Source organism: Teichococcus vastitatis (assembly GCF_003604215.1).
In the GTDB taxonomy this organism is placed as follows: Bacteria; Pseudomonadota; Alphaproteobacteria; order Acetobacterales; family Acetobacteraceae; genus Pseudoroseomonas; species Pseudoroseomonas vastitatis.
On record NZ_QXGS01000001.1, the window covers coordinates 48,535 to 67,452 of the forward strand.

At 70.2% G+C, this 18,918-nt stretch carries 20 protein-coding genes; 9 read left to right on the top strand and 11 right to left on the bottom strand.

Features of this window, described 5'->3' with window-relative positions; genetic code table 11:
* The first annotated feature begins 63 nt into the window (after positions 1-63).
* Both D2K64_RS00220 and D2K64_RS00225 read left to right on the top strand, forming a co-directional pair.
* Complete coding sequence (locus D2K64_RS00220) at positions 64-489, top strand: Rap1a/Tai family immunity protein (RefSeq protein ID WP_120005496.1); 426 nt, start codon at positions 64-66, stop codon at positions 487-489.
* 16 nt (positions 490-505) lie between these two features.
* The gene (locus D2K64_RS00225) at positions 506-775 is read left to right on the top strand and encodes a glycine zipper domain-containing protein (protein WP_120005498.1); all 270 of its coding nucleotides are present in this window, start codon (positions 506-508) and stop codon (positions 773-775) included.
* A 58-nt stretch (positions 776-833) separates the two neighbouring features.
* Here D2K64_RS00225 and D2K64_RS00230 read toward each other — a convergent pair whose 3' ends face one another.
* Complete coding sequence (locus D2K64_RS00230) at positions 834-1,805, bottom strand: Gfo/Idh/MocA family protein (protein ID WP_120005501.1); 972 nt, start codon at positions 1,803-1,805, stop codon at positions 834-836.
* A gap of 132 nt (positions 1,806-1,937) precedes the next feature.
* On the opposite strand from D2K64_RS00230, the gene secD reads away from it, so the two are divergent.
* The 5 genes from secD (at position 1,938) to D2K64_RS00255 (ending at position 7,662) form a co-directional block, all read left to right on the top strand.
* A complete protein-coding gene (gene secD / locus D2K64_RS00235) occupies positions 1,938-3,527 on the top strand; it encodes a protein translocase subunit SecD (protein ID WP_120005502.1) in 1,590 nt (529 codons plus the stop codon).
* A gap of 14 nt (positions 3,528-3,541) precedes the next feature.
* The gene (gene secF / locus D2K64_RS00240) at positions 3,542-4,504 is read left to right on the top strand and encodes a protein translocase subunit SecF (protein WP_120005504.1); all 963 of its coding nucleotides are present in this window, start codon (positions 3,542-3,544) and stop codon (positions 4,502-4,504) included.
* A gap of 135 nt (positions 4,505-4,639) precedes the next feature.
* Complete coding sequence (locus D2K64_RS00245; protein WP_157985666.1) at positions 4,640-5,830, top strand: EAL domain-containing protein; 1,191 nt, start codon at positions 4,640-4,642, stop codon at positions 5,828-5,830.
* Between the two features lie 67 nt (positions 5,831-5,897).
* The gene (locus D2K64_RS00250) at positions 5,898-7,310 is read left to right on the top strand and encodes an L-lactate permease (RefSeq protein ID WP_120005507.1); all 1,413 of its coding nucleotides are present in this window, start codon (positions 5,898-5,900) and stop codon (positions 7,308-7,310) included.
* 22 nt (positions 7,311-7,332) lie between these two features.
* Positions 7,333-7,662, top strand: a complete 330-nt coding sequence (locus tag D2K64_RS00255; RefSeq protein ID WP_120005509.1) for a YnfA family protein — start codon at positions 7,333-7,335, stop codon at positions 7,660-7,662.
* Positions 7,663-7,666: 4 nt separating this feature from the next.
* Here D2K64_RS00255 and D2K64_RS00260 read toward each other — a convergent pair whose 3' ends face one another.
* Positions 7,667-8,059, bottom strand: a complete 393-nt coding sequence (locus D2K64_RS00260) for a GFA family protein (RefSeq protein ID WP_120005511.1) — start codon at positions 8,057-8,059, stop codon at positions 7,667-7,669.
* 86 nt (positions 8,060-8,145) lie between these two features.
* On the opposite strand from D2K64_RS00260, the gene D2K64_RS00265 reads away from it, so the two are divergent.
* Positions 8,146-8,331 carry a hypothetical protein gene (locus D2K64_RS00265; protein WP_120005514.1) on the top strand — a complete coding sequence of 62 codons (186 nt, stop codon included), beginning with the start codon at positions 8,146-8,148 and terminating at the stop codon, positions 8,329-8,331.
* 18 nt (positions 8,332-8,349) lie between these two features.
* On the opposite strand, the gene D2K64_RS00270 is transcribed toward D2K64_RS00265, so the two are convergent.
* Positions 8,350-9,579: an MFS transporter gene (locus D2K64_RS00270; RefSeq protein WP_120005516.1), complete on the bottom strand. Its 1,230-nt coding sequence runs from the start codon at positions 9,577-9,579 to the stop codon at positions 8,350-8,352.
* A 269-nt stretch (positions 9,580-9,848) separates the two neighbouring features.
* Entirely contained in the window at positions 9,849-11,300 is a 1,452-nt protein-coding gene (locus tag D2K64_RS00275) for an MFS transporter (protein WP_120005519.1), read from the bottom strand.
* Between the two features lie 146 nt (positions 11,301-11,446).
* Here D2K64_RS00275 and D2K64_RS00280 point away from each other — a divergent pair, with 146 nt between their 5' ends.
* A complete protein-coding gene (locus tag D2K64_RS00280) occupies positions 11,447-12,133 on the top strand; it encodes a DNA-3-methyladenine glycosylase family protein (RefSeq protein ID WP_120005521.1) in 687 nt (228 codons plus the stop codon).
* On the opposite strand, the gene D2K64_RS00285 is transcribed toward D2K64_RS00280, so the two are convergent.
* The 7 genes from D2K64_RS00285 to D2K64_RS00315 all read right to left on the bottom strand — a co-directional run bounded on the left by D2K64_RS00285 (position 12,130) and on the right by D2K64_RS00315 (position 18,904).
* A complete protein-coding gene (locus D2K64_RS00285) occupies positions 12,130-12,900 on the bottom strand; it encodes an alpha/beta fold hydrolase (protein WP_120005523.1) in 771 nt (256 codons plus the stop codon). The two genes, D2K64_RS00280 and D2K64_RS00285, sit on opposite strands and share 4 nt — an antisense overlap.
* Before the next feature lie 59 nt (positions 12,901-12,959).
* Positions 12,960-13,823 carry a DMT family transporter gene (locus D2K64_RS00290; protein WP_120005525.1) on the bottom strand — a complete coding sequence of 288 codons (864 nt, stop codon included), beginning with the start codon at positions 13,821-13,823 and terminating at the stop codon, positions 12,960-12,962.
* Positions 13,823-14,839 carry an NAD(P)H-quinone oxidoreductase gene (locus tag D2K64_RS00295; protein WP_120005527.1) on the bottom strand — a complete coding sequence of 339 codons (1,017 nt, stop codon included), beginning with the start codon at positions 14,837-14,839 and terminating at the stop codon, positions 13,823-13,825. The genes D2K64_RS00290 and D2K64_RS00295 overlap by 1 nt, the downstream gene beginning before the upstream one ends.
* A 113-nt stretch (positions 14,840-14,952) precedes the next feature.
* Complete coding sequence (locus tag D2K64_RS00300) at positions 14,953-15,942, bottom strand: Bug family tripartite tricarboxylate transporter substrate binding protein (RefSeq protein WP_306418925.1); 990 nt, start codon at positions 15,940-15,942, stop codon at positions 14,953-14,955.
* Between the two features lie 40 nt (positions 15,943-15,982).
* A complete protein-coding gene (locus D2K64_RS00305; RefSeq protein WP_120005529.1) occupies positions 15,983-17,086 on the bottom strand; it encodes an ABC transporter ATP-binding protein in 1,104 nt (367 codons plus the stop codon).
* Between the two features lie 5 nt (positions 17,087-17,091).
* The gene (locus tag D2K64_RS00310; protein ID WP_120005531.1) at positions 17,092-18,006 is read right to left on the bottom strand and encodes an ABC transporter permease subunit; all 915 of its coding nucleotides are present in this window, start codon (positions 18,004-18,006) and stop codon (positions 17,092-17,094) included.
* A gap of 13 nt (positions 18,007-18,019) precedes the next feature.
* A complete protein-coding gene (locus D2K64_RS00315; RefSeq protein ID WP_120005533.1) occupies positions 18,020-18,904 on the bottom strand; it encodes an ABC transporter permease subunit in 885 nt (294 codons plus the stop codon).
* Positions 18,905-18,918 lie beyond the last annotated feature (14 nt).

Here is an 18,918-nt window from a genome sequence, read left to right on the forward strand (position 1 = left end):
CCCGGGCCCGGCCGCTCCAGGCCGCCCCGGGGTGGCACCGACAACCGCGAGGAACGAAACCACATGCGGACATTCACCTTGGCGGCGGCATTGGCCGCGCTCGTCGCGGCTCCGGCCTTGGCGCAGACGGGCTCCGCCCCCGCACCCGGCGGCATCATCACTCATGCCAGCACGGCGGGCGACCTCGCCGCGCTCTGCGACCCGGCGCCCGACAATCCCCGCCGCCTGGAGTCGATCGCCTATTGCCAGGGATACATGACGTCCGCCGGGCAGTTCCACGCCGCGCTGAACCCGCCCAACTCAACCCGCCGGCCGCTGTTCTGCCTGCCGAGCCCGCCGCCGACCATTGCCGAATCCGGCCTCGGCTTCGCCGCCTGGGTGCGCCAGAATACACAATACGCCAACGACACGCCGATCGACGGGCTGTTCCGCTGGGCGCAGGCCACCTATCCCTGCCCCGAGGCCCCCGCCTCGCGTGGCCGCCGCTGAGATGAGGAGCCCGCGCATGATCCGCCACGCCCGCTTCGCCCTGCCGTTGCTCGCCGTGCTGTCGCTCGGCGCCTGCGCACCAGGCAGCATGAATCCGCAGGCCCGCAACGTTGTCGGCGGCACCGCCGGCGGCGCCGCGCTGGGCGGTATCGTCGGCTCGTTCAGCGGCAATGCCGGCCTGGGCGCGCTGCTGGGCGCAGGAGCCGGCGCCGGTGCCGGCTACCTGTACGACCAGTCGCAGCAGCGCTCCTACGGTCCGCCGCCGCGCGGTCGTGGCCGCTGGTGACGCCTTCTTCGGGGGAAGCGATTCTCCCGAAGCCCGGCCGTCCCGCTCAGGCCCGCGATCAGGCCGAGGTCGGGCGCAGCGCCTCGGCCACCGCGGTCTCGATCCGCAGGGCGGCATCCAGTGCCGCGCGGCCGGCCACACCATCGGCTGCCAGCGTGAGGCGGTGGGGCGGCCTGCCATCCAGGCACGCATCGACGAAGGCGGCCTGCTCGGCCTCCAGATTGTCGTGCTCGGTCCAGGACAGGCTGTCGATGCCATGTCCGGGGATCTGCTCCAGCGGCTGGCCCTGTCCCTTGCGCACCAGCTTCATCTCGCGGCCCAGGAAGTCCAGGCTGGCATAGCCCTCGGTGCCGAAGACGCGCAGCCGGCGCTCCATCTTCAGGCTGGCGCGGCTGGCGGTGACGGTGGCCTGGACGCCGTTGGCGAAGCGCAGCCGGGCATTGGCGATGTCGATTTTGTCCGACACCACGGCGGTTCCCGCCGCCTCCACCGCCACCAGTTCCGATCCGGCCAGCCCGATCACCAAGTCCAGATCATGGATCATCAGGTCCAGGATCACCGTGACGTCGAGGCTGCGCGGCCGGAACGGCGCGATGCGCACCGCCTCCATGTAGAGTGGCCGCCCCACGCCGGCGCTGCCGCGCAGCGTCGCCATCCCGGCGGAGAAGCGCTCGATATGCCCGATCTGCAGCACCCGGCCGGCGGCGGCGGCCTCGGCCACCAGCGCATCTGCCTCGGCCAGGGTGGCCGCGATCGGCTTTTCCACGAAGACGTGGCAGCCAGCCGCGAGGGCGGCGGAGGCCAGGCCATGGTGGAAGGCGGTGGGCGCGGCGATGATCACGGCATCGGCTTCCCGCATCAGCTCGTCGCCATCCCAGGCGCGGCACCCCGCCTCGGAGGCCACGGCGGCAGCGCGCGCGGGGTCGGCATCGGCCAGACCCACGAAGTCGACGCGGGGCCCGCGGCCCGCCTTCAGCGCGTGGAAGCGTCCGAAATGTCCCGCGCCCAGGATGCCCAGCTTCAACCGCATGGTTCCGCCTCTTGCCTCGATCGATCTGGCGCGGCGTGTAGCAGAGTGTGGCCGGGTGCGCATGGTGGGTTGCATCCTGACCGTCCAGCCAGCATTTTCCGCACCCTCTGAGCTTGGGGGGCCTTTGCGGCCATGCTGTACTTCGCGCGGTGGAAGGTCGCCGCCATTGCCGGCGTCATCCTGCTGGGTGTGCTGTTGTCTCTGCCCAACCTGTTTCCGCGCGCCAGCATCCCATCCTGGCTGCCGGCCCGCCAGATCTCGCTGGGGCTCGACCTGCGCGGCGGCTCCTACCTGCTGCTGGAGGTCGACCTCGCCGCGGTGGTGCGGGAACGGCTGGAGGGCCTGGCGGATGGCGCGCGCACGCGGTTGCGGCAGGCCAATATCGGCTACCTGAACCTCGCCGCCGACCCGGCCAATGAGCGCCTGACGCTGCGGGTGCGGGACGCGGCCCAGGTGCCGGCCGCCGTTGCCGCCCTGCGCGAGATGGCCAATCCGGCCGGCACGGCCGCGGCGCCCGGCGTGCCGGCTGATGTCAACGTGACCTCCGCCGAGGATGGCACCGTGACCCTGACGCTGAGCGAGACGGCGCTGCGGGCACGGGCCAGCGGTGCGGTGGAGCAATCGCTGGAGATCGTCCGCCGCCGCATCGACGAGACCGGTACCTCCGAGGCGCTGATCGCGCGCCAGGGGCAGAGCCGCATCCTGGTGCAGTTGCCCGGCGTCGAGGATCCGAACCGGATCAAGGAGCTGCTCGGCCGAACCGCCCGCATGACCTTCCGCCTGCTGGACGAGAACGCCAATCTCCAGGCTGCCGTGCCGCCCCCCGGCGTCGAGTTCCTGGAAGGCGAGACTCCCGGCCAGCGTTACCCGGTGCGCCGCCGCATCGAGGTGGACGGCGCCAACCTGTCCGATGCCCGTGCCGGGCAGAACGGCCAGACCGGAGAGTGGGTGGTGAACTTCTCCTTCGATTCCGTCGGCACGCGCCGCTTCGCCGACATCACGCGGCAGAATGTCGGCCGGCCCTTCGCCGTGGTGCTGGACAACAAGGTGATCACCGCGCCCGTGATCCGTGAGCCGATCACCGGTGGCCAGGGGCAGATCAGCGGCAGCTTCGACGCCGCATCGGCCAACGATCTCGCCGTGCTGTTGCGCGCCGGCGCCCTGCCCGCACCGCTCACCGTGGTGGAGGAGCGCACCATCGGGCCAGAACTCGGGGCCGATGCGATCCGCGCCGGGCTGATCAGCCTCGCCGTCGGGGCCAGCTTCGTGTTTCTCTACATGGGCCTGGCCTATGGCCTGCTCGGCTGGTTCGCCAACATCGCGCTGCTCGTCAACCTGCTGCTGATGCTGGCGGCGCTGTCGGTGCTGCAGGCCACCATCACCCTGCCCGGCATCGCCGGCATCGTGCTGACGCTGGGCACCGCGCTCGACGCCAACATCCTGATCAACGAGCGCATCCGCGAGGAAACCCGCCTCGGCCGCCCACCGGCCAGTGCGCTGGAGGCGGGCTTCACCAAGGCGTCCGGCACCATCATGGACAGCAACCTGACCAACCTGATCGCCATGGCCTGCCTCTACGCGCTCGGTTCCGGCCCGGTGCGCGGCTTCGCGGTCACAGTGGCCATCGGCACCATCGTCCAGATGTGGACCGCCACCACGCTGGTGCGGCTGTTCGTCTCGATCTGGTATCGCCGCCGCCGGCCCAAGCTGCTGCCGGTCTGAGGGAAAATCCGATCATGTTCCTGGCCCGTCCCCTGTTCCGGCTGGTGCGCGACGACACCGCGATCCCCTTCATGAAGGGGCGCAAGCTCGGCATCGCCTTCTCGATCATCCTGTCGGTGCTGTCGGTTGTACTCGCCTTCTACCCAGGCCTGGAGAAAGGCATCGACTTCCGCGGCGGCATCCTGATGGAGGTGCGCACCAGCGGCCCGGCCGACCTCGGCGCGCTGCGCTCCGGCATCGGCAGTCTCGGCCTCGGCGAAGCCGGGGTGCAGGAATTCGGCGATGCCTCCACCGTGCTGCTGCGCCTGCCCGTGCAGGGTGACGAGGGCGCCACCCAGACGGCGGTGAACCAGGTGCGCGCCACGCTGGAGCAGGTCTCCCCCGGCGCCCGGCTGCTGCGCACCGAGGCGGTCGGCAACCGGATCAGCGACGAACTGTTCACCGGCAGCCTGATCGCGCTCGGCCTCTCGATGCTGGCGATGATGGCCTATATCTGGTTCCGCTTCGAATGGCAGTTCGCCGTGGGCGCCATCGTCACGCTGCTGCTGGAAACCACAAAGGTGGTCGGCTTCCTGGCGGTGACCCGCATCGAGTTCAGCCTGACCACGGTGGCGGCGGTGCTGACGATCATCGGCTTCTCGGTCAACGACAAGGTCGTGGTCTATGACCGGATGCGCGAAAATCTCCGCAAGTATAAAACCATGCCGTTGCGGCAGCTGATCGACAAATCGATCAACGAAACCTTGAATCGCACCCTCGGCACCTCGGTCACGCTGCTGTTATCCGCCTTGCCGCTGGCGCTGTTCGGCGGCGATACGCTGGCCGGATTTGCCTGGACCATGGTGTTCGGCATCGTCGCCTCAACATCGTCCTCCATCTTCATCGCCGCGCCGATGCTGCTGTTCCTGGGCGAGAACCGGCTGCGCCGCGTCACGGAGGCGCCGAGCCCCGCCGCACGTGCCGCATCCGGAACCTGACGCGCACCGGGCTGTGGGATGCCCTGTTTCAGCTCCTGACACAGTCGGGCGCTTTGTCTAATTATTAACCAGATCTTTACTTTAGGTGATGCGTCCCTAACATCTCCCCTGCCCTTCTCCGCGAAGGGGAGGATGATGACCCTTCAGATCCCGCCGAACTCCCTTGACCTCGAACCGCCGCTGCTGCTGGCGGACGATCCTGCCATCGTCACTGCCGCCCAGGCCGCGGTGATGGGAATGGCCGGCGTTGCGCCGCAGCGCATCGCTTCAGGGCGTGAGGCTCTGCGTCACCTGTTCGCGGGCGGCGGAACGCGGCGGCAGCTGGTCTGCCAGCCTTCCGCGGCCGGCTCCAGCTGGCCGGCCCTGCTGGCGGCGGCGCGGGATCCGTTCGGGCAGTCCGGGATCGTCGTGGTGCTGGAAGATGGCATGCCGATCACCGGCATCGATTCGGTACGCCCGCATGCCGCCGATCTGGCGGCGGCGCTGCGCGGCCAGGGCCACGCTCATCCAGCTGCCCCGCCCCTGACGGACGCCGCCGACCTGGCGTCCGGCTTGCTGCGGGGGGAGATCACGGTGCGATACCAGCCCATCCTGCGCATCGCCGACCATCGTCCGGTGCTGCTGGAGGGACTGGCCCGCTGGCACCGCACCAGCACCATGCCGGTGGGGCCGGATTGCTTCGTGCCGCTGGCCGAGAGCAGCGGCCAGAGCCGCGCGCTGACCGAGGCCGTCGCCGACGCCGCCTTCCGCGAGATGGCGGCCGCCCCTGCCCGTCTCGGCGCCTCGGTCACGCTGAACCTGCCGCTGGCGCTGTTGCTGGAGCGGGACGTGCTGTGCTGGCTACGGCGCCTGATGGCCAGGCACGGCTTTCCCGCCTCGGCCCTGGTTCTGGAACTGACGGAAACCACGCCGGTGCGGGACCGCTCCGCCCTTCGGCGGGCGCTGCGCCGTCTTGCCAGCGCCGGTGTGCCGGTGCTGATCGACGACATGGGGCTGGAGGATGACCGTGCCGCCCTGATGGAACTGCCCTTCGCGGGCATTAAGCTGGACCGGCACCTGGTCGCGGCGATGCCCACCAGCCGCCGGGCCCGCGCCGAAGTGTCCCGTCTGGTCGGCCGCGCGCATCTCCGGCGCATGACCGTGACGGCGGAAGGCGTCTCCGATGCCCGGCTGTGGCGCGCCGTCGCGGCGGCTGGCGCCGATCATGTGCAGGGCTATGCCGTCAGCCGCCCCCTGGCCGCTGCCGCCCTGCCGGGCTGGGCCTGGGCCTGGCGCAGCCGTTCGCCCATGGGCGGCGTGTCGCCCCGGCGCATCGCGGCCGGCTGACCAAGCCGCCCATTCAGCGTTTCCGGCCCTGGGCTGTGCCGGCCGGGCGGGTCAGGATGACCCCGCCATGGCCCTGCTGCAATCCGCTCCGCTTACTCTGCTTCTCCTGTTGCTGGCCTCGGGCCGGGCCGGGCCGGTTGGGGCCTGCCTGGCAGCCTTGGTCGCCGCCTTGCCTGGCCTGGCGCTGACGCTGCCAGGAGGTCCGGCAGCCACGCCGGCTTTTCTGCTGGAAGAAGCCGCGCGCGCGGTGTTCCTGGGGCTGCAGCCGGTCGCCGTGCTGACCGGCGGCTTGGTGTTCCACCTGGCGGTGTCACGGCTGCAGCGGCAGGACGGGGTCCCGCCGGCGGCCACGCCACGCCGCGTGCTGGCGGCGACGCTGCTGGGCGGCAGCTTCGTGGAAAGTGTCACCGGCTTCGCCGTCGGCGCCGTGTTCGCGCTGGCGGCGCTGCGCCGGATGGGGATCGGCGGCGCACCGGCCGGCGCCCTGGCCCTGCTGGCGCTGGCGATGGTGCCGTGGGGCGGGCTGGGGCCCGGCACCGCGCTGGGGGCTGCGCTGGTGCATCTACCGCCGCAGGTCCTGGCGCAGGCCACCGCCCTGCCCCATGCGGCCTGGCTGCTCTGCCTGCCCTTTCTGCTCTGGCATTTGTGCGCCCTGGCGGGCCTGCCCGTGTCGGCGGCGGAGAAGCGGGCGCAATGGAGCATCGTGGCCGGCATGGCGATGCTGCTGCTGCTGGCTAATCGCTGGCTGCCCTTCGAGGTGGCGGGCATCGTGGCCAGCGGCCTGCCATTGCTCGGGGTGTTGTGGCGGCTCGATCCGCCGCGAAGCCGGCAGGAATGGTGGCGGGCCGGCGCGGCCCTCGCACCCTGGACCTTTCTGACCGTCATGCTGCTGCTGGCCCGAAGCTGGCGCAGCGCGCCCGCCTTCCAGCCCTGGCCCGACCTGCCGCCGCTGCCGGTGAGCCATGTGGCGGTGGTGCTGTGGCTGGTGGCGGCCATGCTGCTGGCACTGCGGCCGGCCGGCGCGGCCCGTGCGGCCCGGCAGTCGCTGCGCCGCGCCGCCCGGCCGGCCCTGGCCATGCTGTTATACGTGCTGCTCGGCCGCTGGCTCGCCGGCAGCGGCATGGCCTCGGCGCTGGCCAACAGCGCCGCCACGATGTTGGGGCCCCTGGCCGTCTACGCCCTGCCGCCCATGGCGCTGGTGTCGGGACTCGTGACCGGCAGCAATGTCGCGTCCAACGCCGCGCTGATGCCGGTGCAGGTGGCGCTGGGCTCCGCGGCGGGGTTGCCGGCGCTGCTGGCGGCGGGACTGCACAACGCCATCGGCGCGGCGGCGGCCGGCATGAGCATCGGCGTCACCGCCATGATCGCCGGGTTACTGGGCGGGAACACCCGCCCCCTGGACCTTTGGCGGCACCTCTGGCCCTCGATGCTGGCCTTGCTGCTGGTTGGCTGGGTGCGGCTCTGGCTTCCCGCCTTCTGATGCCGGCGCCACACTGCGCCGCATGAGCCGGAACCTCTTGATCTACCTCGCCGCGGCCCTTGCCGAGATTGGCGGCTGCTTCGCGTTCTGGGCCTGGCTGCGGCTCGGCCAGGGCACGTTCTGGCTGTTGCCAGGGATGGCCAGCCTCGCCCTGTTCGCGTTTCTGCTAACGCTGGTGGACAGCGCGGCGGCCGGTCGCGCCTATGCCGCCTATGGCGGCGTGTACATCCTGGCTTCCCTCGCCTGGCTCTGGCTGGCCGAGGGAATGCGGCCGGATCGCTGGGACCTCACCGGCGCGCTGATCTGCCTCGCGGGCGCGGCGGTGATCCTGCTGGCGCCGCGCCCGGGCTGAGCGCTCAGGCGCCGCGCTCGCGATCGTGCTTCGGCAGGTCATCGCCGGGGATGACCCAGGCGATGCGGCTGCCGAAGAAGATATGGTCGCCCGGTGGCTGCAGGGACGGATCGTCCAGCGTCGCGGTCGCGATGTCCAGTTCGGGCAGCCCGGTGCCGTGATAGGTCAGGCTGGTGCCGCAATCGGCGCAGAAGCCGCGCCGCGCCCGATCACTGGATGCGTGGCACCGCAGGCGGCCGGAAACCAGGCGAAAGCCGGACACCGGCACGCTGAACCACGCCATGGCCGGCGCGCCGCTGCTGCGCCGGCAATCGGTACAATGGCACCAGGCCGCATGAAACGGCTCACCCGCGGCCTCGTAGCGCACCCGCCCGCAGTGGCAGCCTCCGGTCAGCATCGCGGCACCTCCGTCAGGCCTTGGCTGGGAACCCAGGCCCGGGCGGATCGTTGCAAGGGGAGGAACATCGAACAGGAGAACCCCGCATGGCCGAGGAACGCACGCCAGGCACCGACACCACCGGCAGCGAGAGCACGCATCGGGAGATGGGCACGCCGCCGCGCAACCCCTGGCTGGAACGCAAGCCGCGTCCGGTTTCGGCCGGGCAGAAGCTGGACGGCGAAACGGAGCGCACCCGGGAGATGCCGCCACCGGTGCGACCCGGCAAGTAGCAGCAGGGCGGCGCGGCCTCAGCCGCGACCAGCCGGCCTCAGACGCGCCAGCCGCAGCACCGCCACCAGCAGGGCCAGGGTCAGCGTGCCGCCGAGCATCCAGCCGATCCCGGTCCATCCCGCCCGGGCCCAGACCCATCCGCCGGCGACGCCCATGATGCTGGCGCCCATGTAGTAGGCAAACAGGTAGAGTGACGAAGCCTGGGCCCGCGCCGACTGGGCCCGCCGGCCGACCCAGGACGAGGCCAGGGAATGCGCGCCGAAGAAGCCAAAGGTCATCGCCGCGATCCCCCCTACCGTCAGCGGCAGCGAGGGCGGGAGGGTGAGCCCGAGCCCCGCCAGCATCAGCAGCGCCATCGACCACAGCATGGTGCGCCGGCCGTAGCGGTCGGCCAGCCACCCGACCAGCGTGGACGCGCCGATGCCGACGATGTAGAGGGTGAACACCAGCGCCACCGCGCTCTGGCCGAGGTCAAAGGGCGGCGCGATCAGCCGGAAGCCGATGTAGTTGTAGAGCGTGACGAAGCTGCCCATGAACAGGAAGCCTTCCAGGAACAGCCAGCGCAAACCGGCATCGCGCAGGTGCAACGTGTAATTGGCCAGCAGCCCCCCGAGCGCCAGCGGCCGCGGCTCAAAGTGCCGGGACGGCGGCAGCGCCCACCAGAAGGTCACGGCCGCGGCGAGGCCGAGCAGGCCGATGGCACCCATGGCCCAGTGCCAGCTTCCCCAGTCCAGCAGCAGGCCGGTGATCACCCGCCCCGCCATGCCTCCGGCAGCGGTGCCACTGATGTAGAGCCCCATGGCGAAGCCGCTGGCGGAGGGCTCCATCTCCTCCGTGATGTAGGCCATGGCGATGGCGGGCAGCCCGCTCAGGGCGATGCCGAGCAGCACGCGCAGGGTGAGCAGCGCTTCCCAGCCCGGCGCCAGGGAGCAGCCCAGGGTCAGCACCGCCGAGAACAGAACCGACGCCACCATCATCGGCTTGCGGCCCAGCGTCTCCGATAACGCGCCGGCCACCAGCAGGCAGCAGGCCATCACCGCGGTGGGCAGGGAAAGCGACAGGCTGCTGGTCGCCGGGCTGACGCCGAACGCGGCCGCGAAGGCGGGCAGCAGCGGCTGCACGCAGTACAGCAGCGCGAAGGTGGCGAAGCCGGCGCACAGAAAGGCCAAGTTGGTGCGGCGGAACTCGGCCGTGCCGCGCCGGATGAACGGGATGTCGCGGGATGAAGCGTGGCGTCTGTCGGCCATGAGGTCCGGGCGGGATGTTCTTGCGTTGCAGCATGAACGCGCGGCGATGGCTTGTCATCGCGCGGCACCCCAGGTTCGGCCCAAAAAGATCGGACGCGGCTTTCTTCCGGTTCGAGCCGAAGCCGAAGGCTCCATCCAGCAACCCGCCACCGCCGCGCCGTCCGGGCTATCGCGTTCCGCAGCAACGAGGCGGGTTCGGCGGTGCGGATCTTGATCTGCACCATGTGGCAGGTCGCGGCGCATGGACGGCGGGCGGCCCGAGCCTCGGGCTAATGCCGGGCGGCGAGCGGCGCCGATATGGATTCCAGCGATCGGCGTTCGGCCGAGAATCCCAGCTTCCATTCGGTGACCGCGGCCACCAGCATCAGACAGGCGGCGAAGGCGAAGCCGCCGGCGATGTAGATCCGCTCGCCCCCCTCGATCAGCCAGCCGAACAGCGCCGGTCCGGCGATGCCGCCCACCGCCGTGCCGAAGGCGTAGAACATGGCGATAGCCAGGGCGCGCATCTCCAGCGGAAAGCTTTCCCCCACCGTCAGATAGGCGGCCGAGGCGGCGGGCGAGGCGAAGAAGAAGATCACCGTCCAGGCCAGTGTCTGTTCCCAGGCGGTCAGCCACCCCTGCTGGAAGGCATAGCCGGAGATCAGCATCAGGATGCCGGAGATGGCATAGGTCAGGGTAATCATCACCCGGCGCCCGATGCTGTCGAAGAGCGGTCCCAGCACCAACGGCCCGAGCAGGTTGCCGAGCGCGAAGGGCAGGATGTACCAGCCGATCTGACTGGAGGCGATGCCGTAGAACTTGGTTAGCACCAGGGCGTAAGTGAAGAAGATGGCATTATAGCAGAAGGCTTGGCAGGCCATCAGCGTGATGCCGAGCACCGTGCGCTCCCGGTGGTGGTGCAGCATGATGTGCAGCACCTCCCGCATGGTCGCCTGCCCCCGCCGCTTCAGTCGCACCGGCCCGTATTCCAGCGGCGGCAGGGGCTTGCCGTAGCGTGCGGCAACGCCGGCCTCGATTTCGTCCACCACCCGGTCGGCCTCGCCCGGCTTGCCATGGGTCATCAGCCAGCGCGGGCTCTCCGGCACCCAGCGCCGCAGGAACATGATCACGATCGCCAGCATACCGCCCACGATGAAGGCGGCGCGCCAGCCGATCTCGGGGTCCACCACGTCGGGGTCGAGCACCACCAGGGCCGAGGCCGCGCCCAGGGCGGCGCCGGCCCAGAACGTGCCGTTCACCGCCAGATCCACCGTGCCGCGCTTGCGGGCCGGGATCATCTCCTGGATGGCCGAATTCACCGCGGCATATTCCCCGCCGATGCCCGCCCCGGTCAGCATGCGGAAAAACGCGAAGGACCAGAAATCCCAGGAGAAGCCGGTGGCGATGCTCGACAGGATGTAGACGATGACGGTGGCGAAAAAGATCTTCCGTCGCCCGAGCTTGTCGGTCAGCCAGCCGAAGAACAGCGCCCCGGCCACCGCGCCGATCAGATAGGCGGAGGCCGTCAGCCCCACCTGGGTTTCGCTGAGCCTGAGAGAGGGACTCTCGTGGATGGCGGCGGCCAGGGAGCCGACCAGCGTCACCTCCAGCCCGTCCAGCGTCCAGGTGATGCCCAGCGCGGCGATCACCAGCCAGTGGAAGCGGTCCCATGGCAGGCGATCCAGCCGGGCGGGCACGCTGGTTTCGAATACCTCGCCCTGCTGGGCGCTGTTTCGCGACATCGGCTTCCTTTCCCCGGCGGCCTGGGTTTCGTCCCTGCGCCGGTCAACGTCACGGTGGCGGCAGCGTTGCGGCTTGGAGGTGGCGGCGGCTAGCCTGCCTCCGTGACCCACCGGACGATTCGCCCCCGACACCCCTGGCCCTGCGCATGAACGCCTGGCTGATGCTGGCTCCCGCCGCTCCTGCCCGCAAGCTGGCGCCGCGCCAGGCGCGCGCTGCCCTGGCCGCCGATCCGGTGCTCGGCCCGGTGGTGCGCCAGGTCGGCCCGTTGCGGCTGAAGCCGCTGCAGCGCGAGCCCTACGAGGCGCTGGTGCGCGCCATCGCCCACCAGCAGGTGCATGGCCGCGCCGCCGAGGCGATGCTGGGCCGGCTGATCGCGTTGTTTCCCGGCCAGGATTTCCCTCATCCGGAGGGCGTACTGGCCTTGCCCGAGGGCGCGATCCGCGGTTGCGGCTTTTCCGGCGCCAAGCAGGCCGCCATCCGCGACATCGCGTTGAAGACCGTGGGTGGATTGGTGCCGAACCGCCGTGCCGCGGCGCGGCTGCCGGACGAGGAGCTGATCCAGCGGCTGGTGGCGCTGCGCGGCGTCGGCCGCTGGACGGTGGAGATGCTGCTGATCTTCACCCTTGGCCGCCCCGACATCCTGCCGGTGGATGATTTCGGGGTGCGCGAAGGCTACCGCCTCGCCGCCGGGCTGGATGCGCAGCCGAAGCCCAGGGCGCTGGCGGAGATCGGGCTCCGCTGGTCGCCCTATCGCTCGGCCGCGGCGTGGTACCTGTGGCGGGCCGCGGACCTGAACAAGGAAGGCCGCTTCAAGGCCCCCGTGGCGATCTAGCCCAGGAAGGCGGTGAGCGCCGCGACGAAGCCGTCCGGCTTTTCCGCGTGCAACCAATGGCCGGCCCCCTTCACCGTGCCGAACCGGGCGGCGGGGAAATGCGCGCGGAACACCGGCCGGTGTTCCGGCCGGACGTAGTCGGAGTGCTCCCCGGACAGCACCAACGTGGGTCCCTCGTAGCGCGCATCGGGCGGAAAGCCGGGTGCCGCCTCGATCTCCGGCATCGCGGCGGCGATCTCGGCGAGGCCGTTGCGCCAGGATGGCGCCGGCTCGCCGAAGCGCAGGTTCTGCAGCAGGAAACCCCGCACGCCGGCATTGGGAATGGCGCCGGCCAGCGCCGCATCCGCCTGCCGCCGGTCGAGGCCGGACCGGAGCTCCAGTGCCAGCATCGCCTCGGCATAGGGCCGGAAGGCCGGCGGATAGTCGACCGGCGCGATATCGGCCACCACGAGGCGCGACACTAGCGCGGGCCGTGCCAGCGCCAGCGTCATCGCCACCTTGCCGCCCATGGAATGGCCGAGCAGCGCCACCGGGCCGGTGCCCAAGGCCTGCAGTGTTTCGGCGACGTCCTCCGCCATGGCGGGATAGCTCATCCCTGTCGCATGCGGGGAGTTGCCATGGTTGCGCAGGTCCAGCGCCACCACCTTGCGGGAACCGGCCAGCACCTTCTGCACCGAGGTAAAATTCTGCGCCTGGCCAAACAACCCGTGCAGCAGCACCAGGGTGTCCGCTTCTCCCGTGCCCATCTCCACTGCCTTGAGCCGCATTTGCCCTTCCTTGTCCGTGCACGCCATCCCCCGCCTCCGGCCCCGCAGGGCTGCGAGGCTCAGCCGCGCGTCGCCACCACGACGCTGGCACCGATCAGCAACCCGGCCAGGATCACGTCGGGGCCGACCGGCTCGCCCAGCCACAGGGTGGACACCACCACCCCGATCACCGGCGCCAGCAGAAAGCCGACCGACGCCACCGAACCCGGCAGGCGCCGGCCCGCCTCGATCACCGCCCAGGTGCCCAGCGGGGCCACCACGCCGCCGATCACGGCCGCATGCCAGAACGCGCCCGGCCCGATGCCGCCATCCGGCTCCAGCAGGGCCGCCATCGGCACCAGCACCGACCCGCCCAGCAGGAAGCTGAAGGGCAGGGTTTCCAGCATGGTGTGGCGCGGCGGGTAGCGCCGGGTGACGATGATGGCACAGGACCAGAAAAACGCCGCCAGCAGCAGCATCATATGCCCGGCCAGCATGCCGGGTTGCCGCCAATCCACCGACCAGGGCCCCGCCAGCACGGCAACCCCGGCCAGCCCCAGCGCCGCCGCCAGCCAGCGTCCCGCCGAGACCCGCTCGCCCAGCAGCAGCACCGACATCGGCACCAACCAGTAGATGGTGACGTTGGCCAGCACCGCGGTGCGCCCGGCCGGCACCAGAGCCACGGCCAGGTGCGTCAGGGCGAAGAAGCCGCCGAGCTGCAGCAGGCCGACCCCCAGCATGGCCGGCCAGTCGCGCGGCGAGGGCCAGTTGAGCCGGCGCAGCACCACCAGCACCAGCCCCGACACCAAGGCGCCCAGCATTGTGCGGGACACGGCGAACCAGAGCGGGGTGGCATCGGCCAGCGCCGCCTTGGTGATCGGCCAGGCACCGCCGAACAGCGTCACCGCCACCAGCAGAAGGCGCAGATCGGCAAGCCGCAGCATCAGGCGGTGCTGTCACCCACCGTCAGGATGATCTTGCCGATATGCGTGCTGCTTTCCATCAGCGCGTGTGCCGCCGCCGCGTCCTGCATCGGGAAGCTGGCATGGATGGTGGGCAGGCACTCGCCCCGCGCCAGCAGCGGCCAGACCTTGTCTTCCAGCGCCGCGGCGATGGCGCCCTTCTCGGCGGTGGTGCGGGGCCGCATCGTGCTGCCGGTGACCACCAGCCGCTTGAGCATGATCGGGCGAAGGTCGGCCTTCTCGACCTCGTGCCCCTGCAGGAAGGCGATGATGACGAGGCGGCCATCCCGGGCCAGCACCTTCAGGTTGCGCGGGAAATAGTCGGCGCCGACCATGTCGAGCACCACGTCGACGCCGCGGCCATCGGTATGGGCGCGCACGGCCTCGGCGAAATCCTGTTCGCGGTAGTTGATCGCCAGCTCGGCCCCGAAGCCCTCGCAGGCGCGGCACTTGTCGGCGCTTCCGGCCGTGGCGATGGCGTGCGCCCCGAAGGCGCGGGCCAGCATGGTGGCGGTGACGCCGATGCCGGAGGTGCCGCCATGCACCAGCACCCGCTCCCCGGCTGACAGCCGGCCATGGCCGAACAGATTGGCCCAAACGGTGAAATGGTTTTCGGGCAGCGCGGCGGCGCGCAGCGCATCGAAGCCATTGGGCCAGGGCAGGGTCTGCGCCTCGGGCGCCGTGCAGTATTCGGCGTAGCCGCCGCCATTGGTCAGCGCGCAGACGCGGTCACCGACGCTGAAGCGGCGCACCTCGGCACCGGCCGCCACCACTTCGCCCGCCACTTCCAGGCCGAGCACCGGGCTGGCGCCGGGCGGAGGCGGATACAGGCCCTTGCGCTGCTGCACGTCCGGCCGGTTCACCCCGGCCGCCTGGACGCGGATCAGCACCTCGTCCGGCTTTGGCAGGGGCACCGGGCCGGTGGCCGGCACCAGCACGGAGGGCTCGCCGCCCTGACCATGATCGATGAAGCGCATCTGCCGGGGCAGGTCAGTCATGCTGCGGGTGTCCTCCTGGAGCCGGCGAGCCAGGGTCCTGCGGCGTGGCGGCGCCGTCAAGGCCATGCTGGCGAAATGAAGCGGGCGGGGATCGCTCCCCGCCCGCGTCGAACTCAGTCGGCCTTGATGCCGGCTTCCTTGATGACCGGCTCCCATTTGGCGATCTCGTCGGTCAGCCATTTCCTGGTGCTGTCCGGCGTGCTGTCGCTGCGGGTCGTCATGGTCAGGTCCGACAGCCTCGCCTTCACGCTGTCCATTGCCATCACCTTGTTGATGGCCTCGTTCAGCTGCGCGACCACCGGCTGCGGCGTCCCGGCGGGCGCCAGCACCATGTGCCAGGTATAGGCCTCGTAGCCCGGCACACCGGCCTCGTCGAAGGTCGGCACGTCCGGCAGCTGCGGCAGGCGCTGCTTGGAGGAGATCGCCAGCGCCTTCACCGAGCCTTCGCGCACGAAGGGCAGGCCGCTGTTCGCCACGTCCAGCATCATCGCCACCGTGCCGTTCAGCACGTCCGGCATGGCGGCGGCCGAGCCACGGTAGGGGATATGGTTCACCTTCAACCCGCCGGCCTGCTTCAGGAACAGCTCGCTCGCCAGGTGCAGCGCCGCGCCGCTGCCGGTGCTGGCATAATCATACTCGCCCGGCTCCTTCTTGAAGAGCGCGATCAGCTCCTGCAGGCTGTTGGCCGGGACATCCTTGTTCACCATCAGCAGCATCGGGATGGTGCCGGTCAGCGCCACCGGCTGGAAGTCCTTCACCGGGTCGAAGGGCAGGCTCGGGTAGATGGCGCGGATCGCCGCCTGGGCGATGGTGGTGTAGAGCAGCGTGTGGCCATCCTTCGCGGCCTTGGCCACCGCGTCGGCACCGATCACCGTGCCGGCGCCGGTGCGGTTCTCGACGATCACCCGCTGCGGCAGCATCTTCGAAAGCTCGTCGGCGATCAGACGCGCCGGGATGTCGGTCGGGCCGCCGGGCGAGAACGGCACTACGAGACGGATCGGCTCCCGCGGAAACGTTGCCTGCGCCCGCGCCGCGGCGGGGATCAGGGCCGGCGCCGCGAGGGCGGTGCCCAGCGCCAGAAGGTTGCGGCGGTGCAGCATCATGAACTCACTTCCCGGTGGATAGGTGGACGCTTTATCATCTTCAGGCCACGGGAAAGTCCAGCCCTCGATGCGCCGATTCCGCCCGGGCAACCGCCGCCAGGCGGCGCCCCGTGGTGGGATCGAACAGGTGCAGCCGGGCCGGCGGCAGGCCGAGTCCGAGCTCCTCCCCGCGTGCCGGCGCCGCTTCCGCGGGGCTGTGGAAGGCGATCGCGGCGCCCCCCTCGAGCTGCGCGTGCACCAGCACCGAGGCGCCCAGATCTTCCACCATCTCCACCCGCGCCGGCAACCCGCCGGTGGTGACGTGTTCCGGGCGGATGCCGAGGGTGACGCGGCCGCGTTCCGCCAGCGGCTCCGCCAGCCGCACCAGGTGGCCGCCGGCGAGGCGCAGGGTATCGCCGCCTTCCAGCACCTCGGCCGGCAGCAGGTTCATGGAGGGGGAGCCCAGGAAGCCGGCAACGAACAGGCTGGCAGGACGGGAATACACCTCGCGCGGGGTTCCGGCCTGCTCCACGCGGCCGTCCTTCATCACCACCAGATGGTCGGCCAGCGTCATGCCTTCCTGCTGGTCATGCGTCACCAGCACCGAGGTGGCGCCCAGCTTCTCGTGCAGCCGGCGCAGTTCCAGGCGCATCTGCACGCGCAGCCGCGCATCGAGGTTGGAGAGCGGCTCGTCATACAGGAAGACGCGCGGCTGCCGGACCATGGCACGGCCCATGGCGACACGCTGGCGCTGGCCACCGGACAACTCGCCTGGCCGGCGGCCGAGCAGCGCGCCGAGTTCCAGCGATGCCGCGACCTCCGCGACCCGGGCCTGGCGCTCGGCACGCCGCATCCCGGCCACCTTCAGCGGATAGCCGATGTTCTCCGCCACCGTCATGTGCGGGTACAGCGCGTAGTTCTGGAACACCATGGCGCAGCCGCGATCCTTGGGCTCGCGCTCGTTCATGCGGTGGCCGCCGATGCGAAGCTCCCCGGCAGTGATGGTCTCTAAACCCGCCACCATGCGCAACAGCGTGGACTTGCCGCAGCCGGAGGGGCCCAGGATGACGATGAAGGCGCCTTCCGGCAGGGCCAGGTCGATGCCATGGATGGCAGTCTGGCTGCCGTAATCCTTGCGGACGCCGATCAGGTCGATGGCGGACATGGCTTTCACTTCTCCGTCTGCACGAGGCCGCGCACGAACCAGCGCTGCATGAAGATGACCACCGCCAGCGGCGGCAGCATGACCAGAAGCGCGCCGGCCATGACGACGTTCCAGTCGGGGATGCTGTCACCGCGCGGCACCATGCGCGACAACTCCACCATCACCGTGGCGCGGTCCGGCTCGGTGGTGACCAGCAATGGCCAAAGGTACTGGTTCCAGGAATACACGAACAGGATGGTGGCGAGCGCCGCGATGGTGGTGCGCGATAGCGGCACCAGCACGTCGCGCAGGAAGCGCAGCGGCCCGGCACCGTCCATCTTGGCCGCCTCCACCAGCTCCTCCGGGATGGTGAGGAAGAACTGGCGGTACAGGAAGGTGCCGGTGGCGGTCGCGATCAGCGGCAGGATCAGCCCGGCATAGGAATTCAGCATCTGCCATTGCAGGCTGATCTCGATGCCGCTGACCGCCGCGACCAGCGTGGTGATCCCGGTTGCGTCGAGGATCGCCTGGAACGGCGCCAGGGCGTTGGCCGCCACCGCATAGGTCGGCACGATTCGCACCTCCAGCGGCAGCATCAGCGTCAGGAAGATCAGCCAGAACACCACGATCTTGGCACGCCATTGAAAGAACACCAGGGCGAAGGCCGCGAGCATGGCCAGCAGGATCTTGCCGGCGGTCACGCCGACCGCGACGATCAGGCTGGTGCCGAAGCGTGTGGCGAAGCTGCCCCGCTGCCAGGCGGCGGCGAGGTTGTCCAGCAGGTACGGGCCGGGCAGCCAGTTGATCGGCACCCGGTTGACGCCAGCCAGGTCGTGCGTGGCCGCGACAAAGGCCAGCCACACCGGCAGCAGCAGCGCCAGCGCCGAAAACAACAGCAGCACATGGGTGAAAACATCCAGCCAGGGACGGCGCTCAACCATGATCCCCCTCCCCTCAGCGGTAACGCATCTTCCGCTCGACGAAGCGGAACTGGATAAAGGTCAGCGCAACAACCAGGAGCATCAGGATCACGCTCTGCGCGGCCGCGCCGGAATAATCGAGGCCTTTGAAGCCGTCGGAATAGATCTTGTAGACCATGATGTCCGTGGCGCGCGCCGGGCCGCCGCCGGTCATGATGTCCACCAGCCCGAAGCTGTTGGTGAAGCTGTCGGTCAGGTTGATCACCACCAGAAAGAAAAAGGTCGGCGCCAGCAGCGGCACTTGGATGTCACGCATGCGGCGCAGCGGCCCGGCGCCATCCATCGCCGCAGCCTCGGTCAGCGGGCGCGGGATGCTTTGCAGGCCGGCGAGAAAGAACACGAAATTGTAGGCGATCAACTGCCAGGAGCCGGCGAAGATCAGCATCACCATGGCATGGGTGCCGTTCATCGACGGGTCCCAGAAGCCGGGCGAAACGGCGTTGAGCAGGCTGAACACGCCCGCACGGGCATCGAACACGAAGCGGAAGATCATGCCGATGGCCGGGGCCGCGACGGCATAGGGCCAGATCAGCGCCACCCGCCAGCCGCGGCTGCCGCGCACCTCGCGGTCGATGAACAACGCCAGCAGCAGGGCGATGACGATGGCCAGCGCCGAGGTGCCGAAGGCGTAGATCATGCTGACCCGCACCGAAGCCCAGTAATGGGTGCTGACGAAGATCTCGAGGAAGTTCTGCCAGCCGACCCATTCGCGCCCGCCGCCCCAGGGCTGTTCCAGCGTGAAGGCCCAGCGGAAAGCCTCCCCGCTCGGCCAGTAGAAGAACACGAACACGATCAGCAGCTGCGGCAGCACCAGCAGCCAAGGCAGCAAGGGAGCACGAAAGGTGGCGCGGCGTTCCACGGGATCAGGACCTT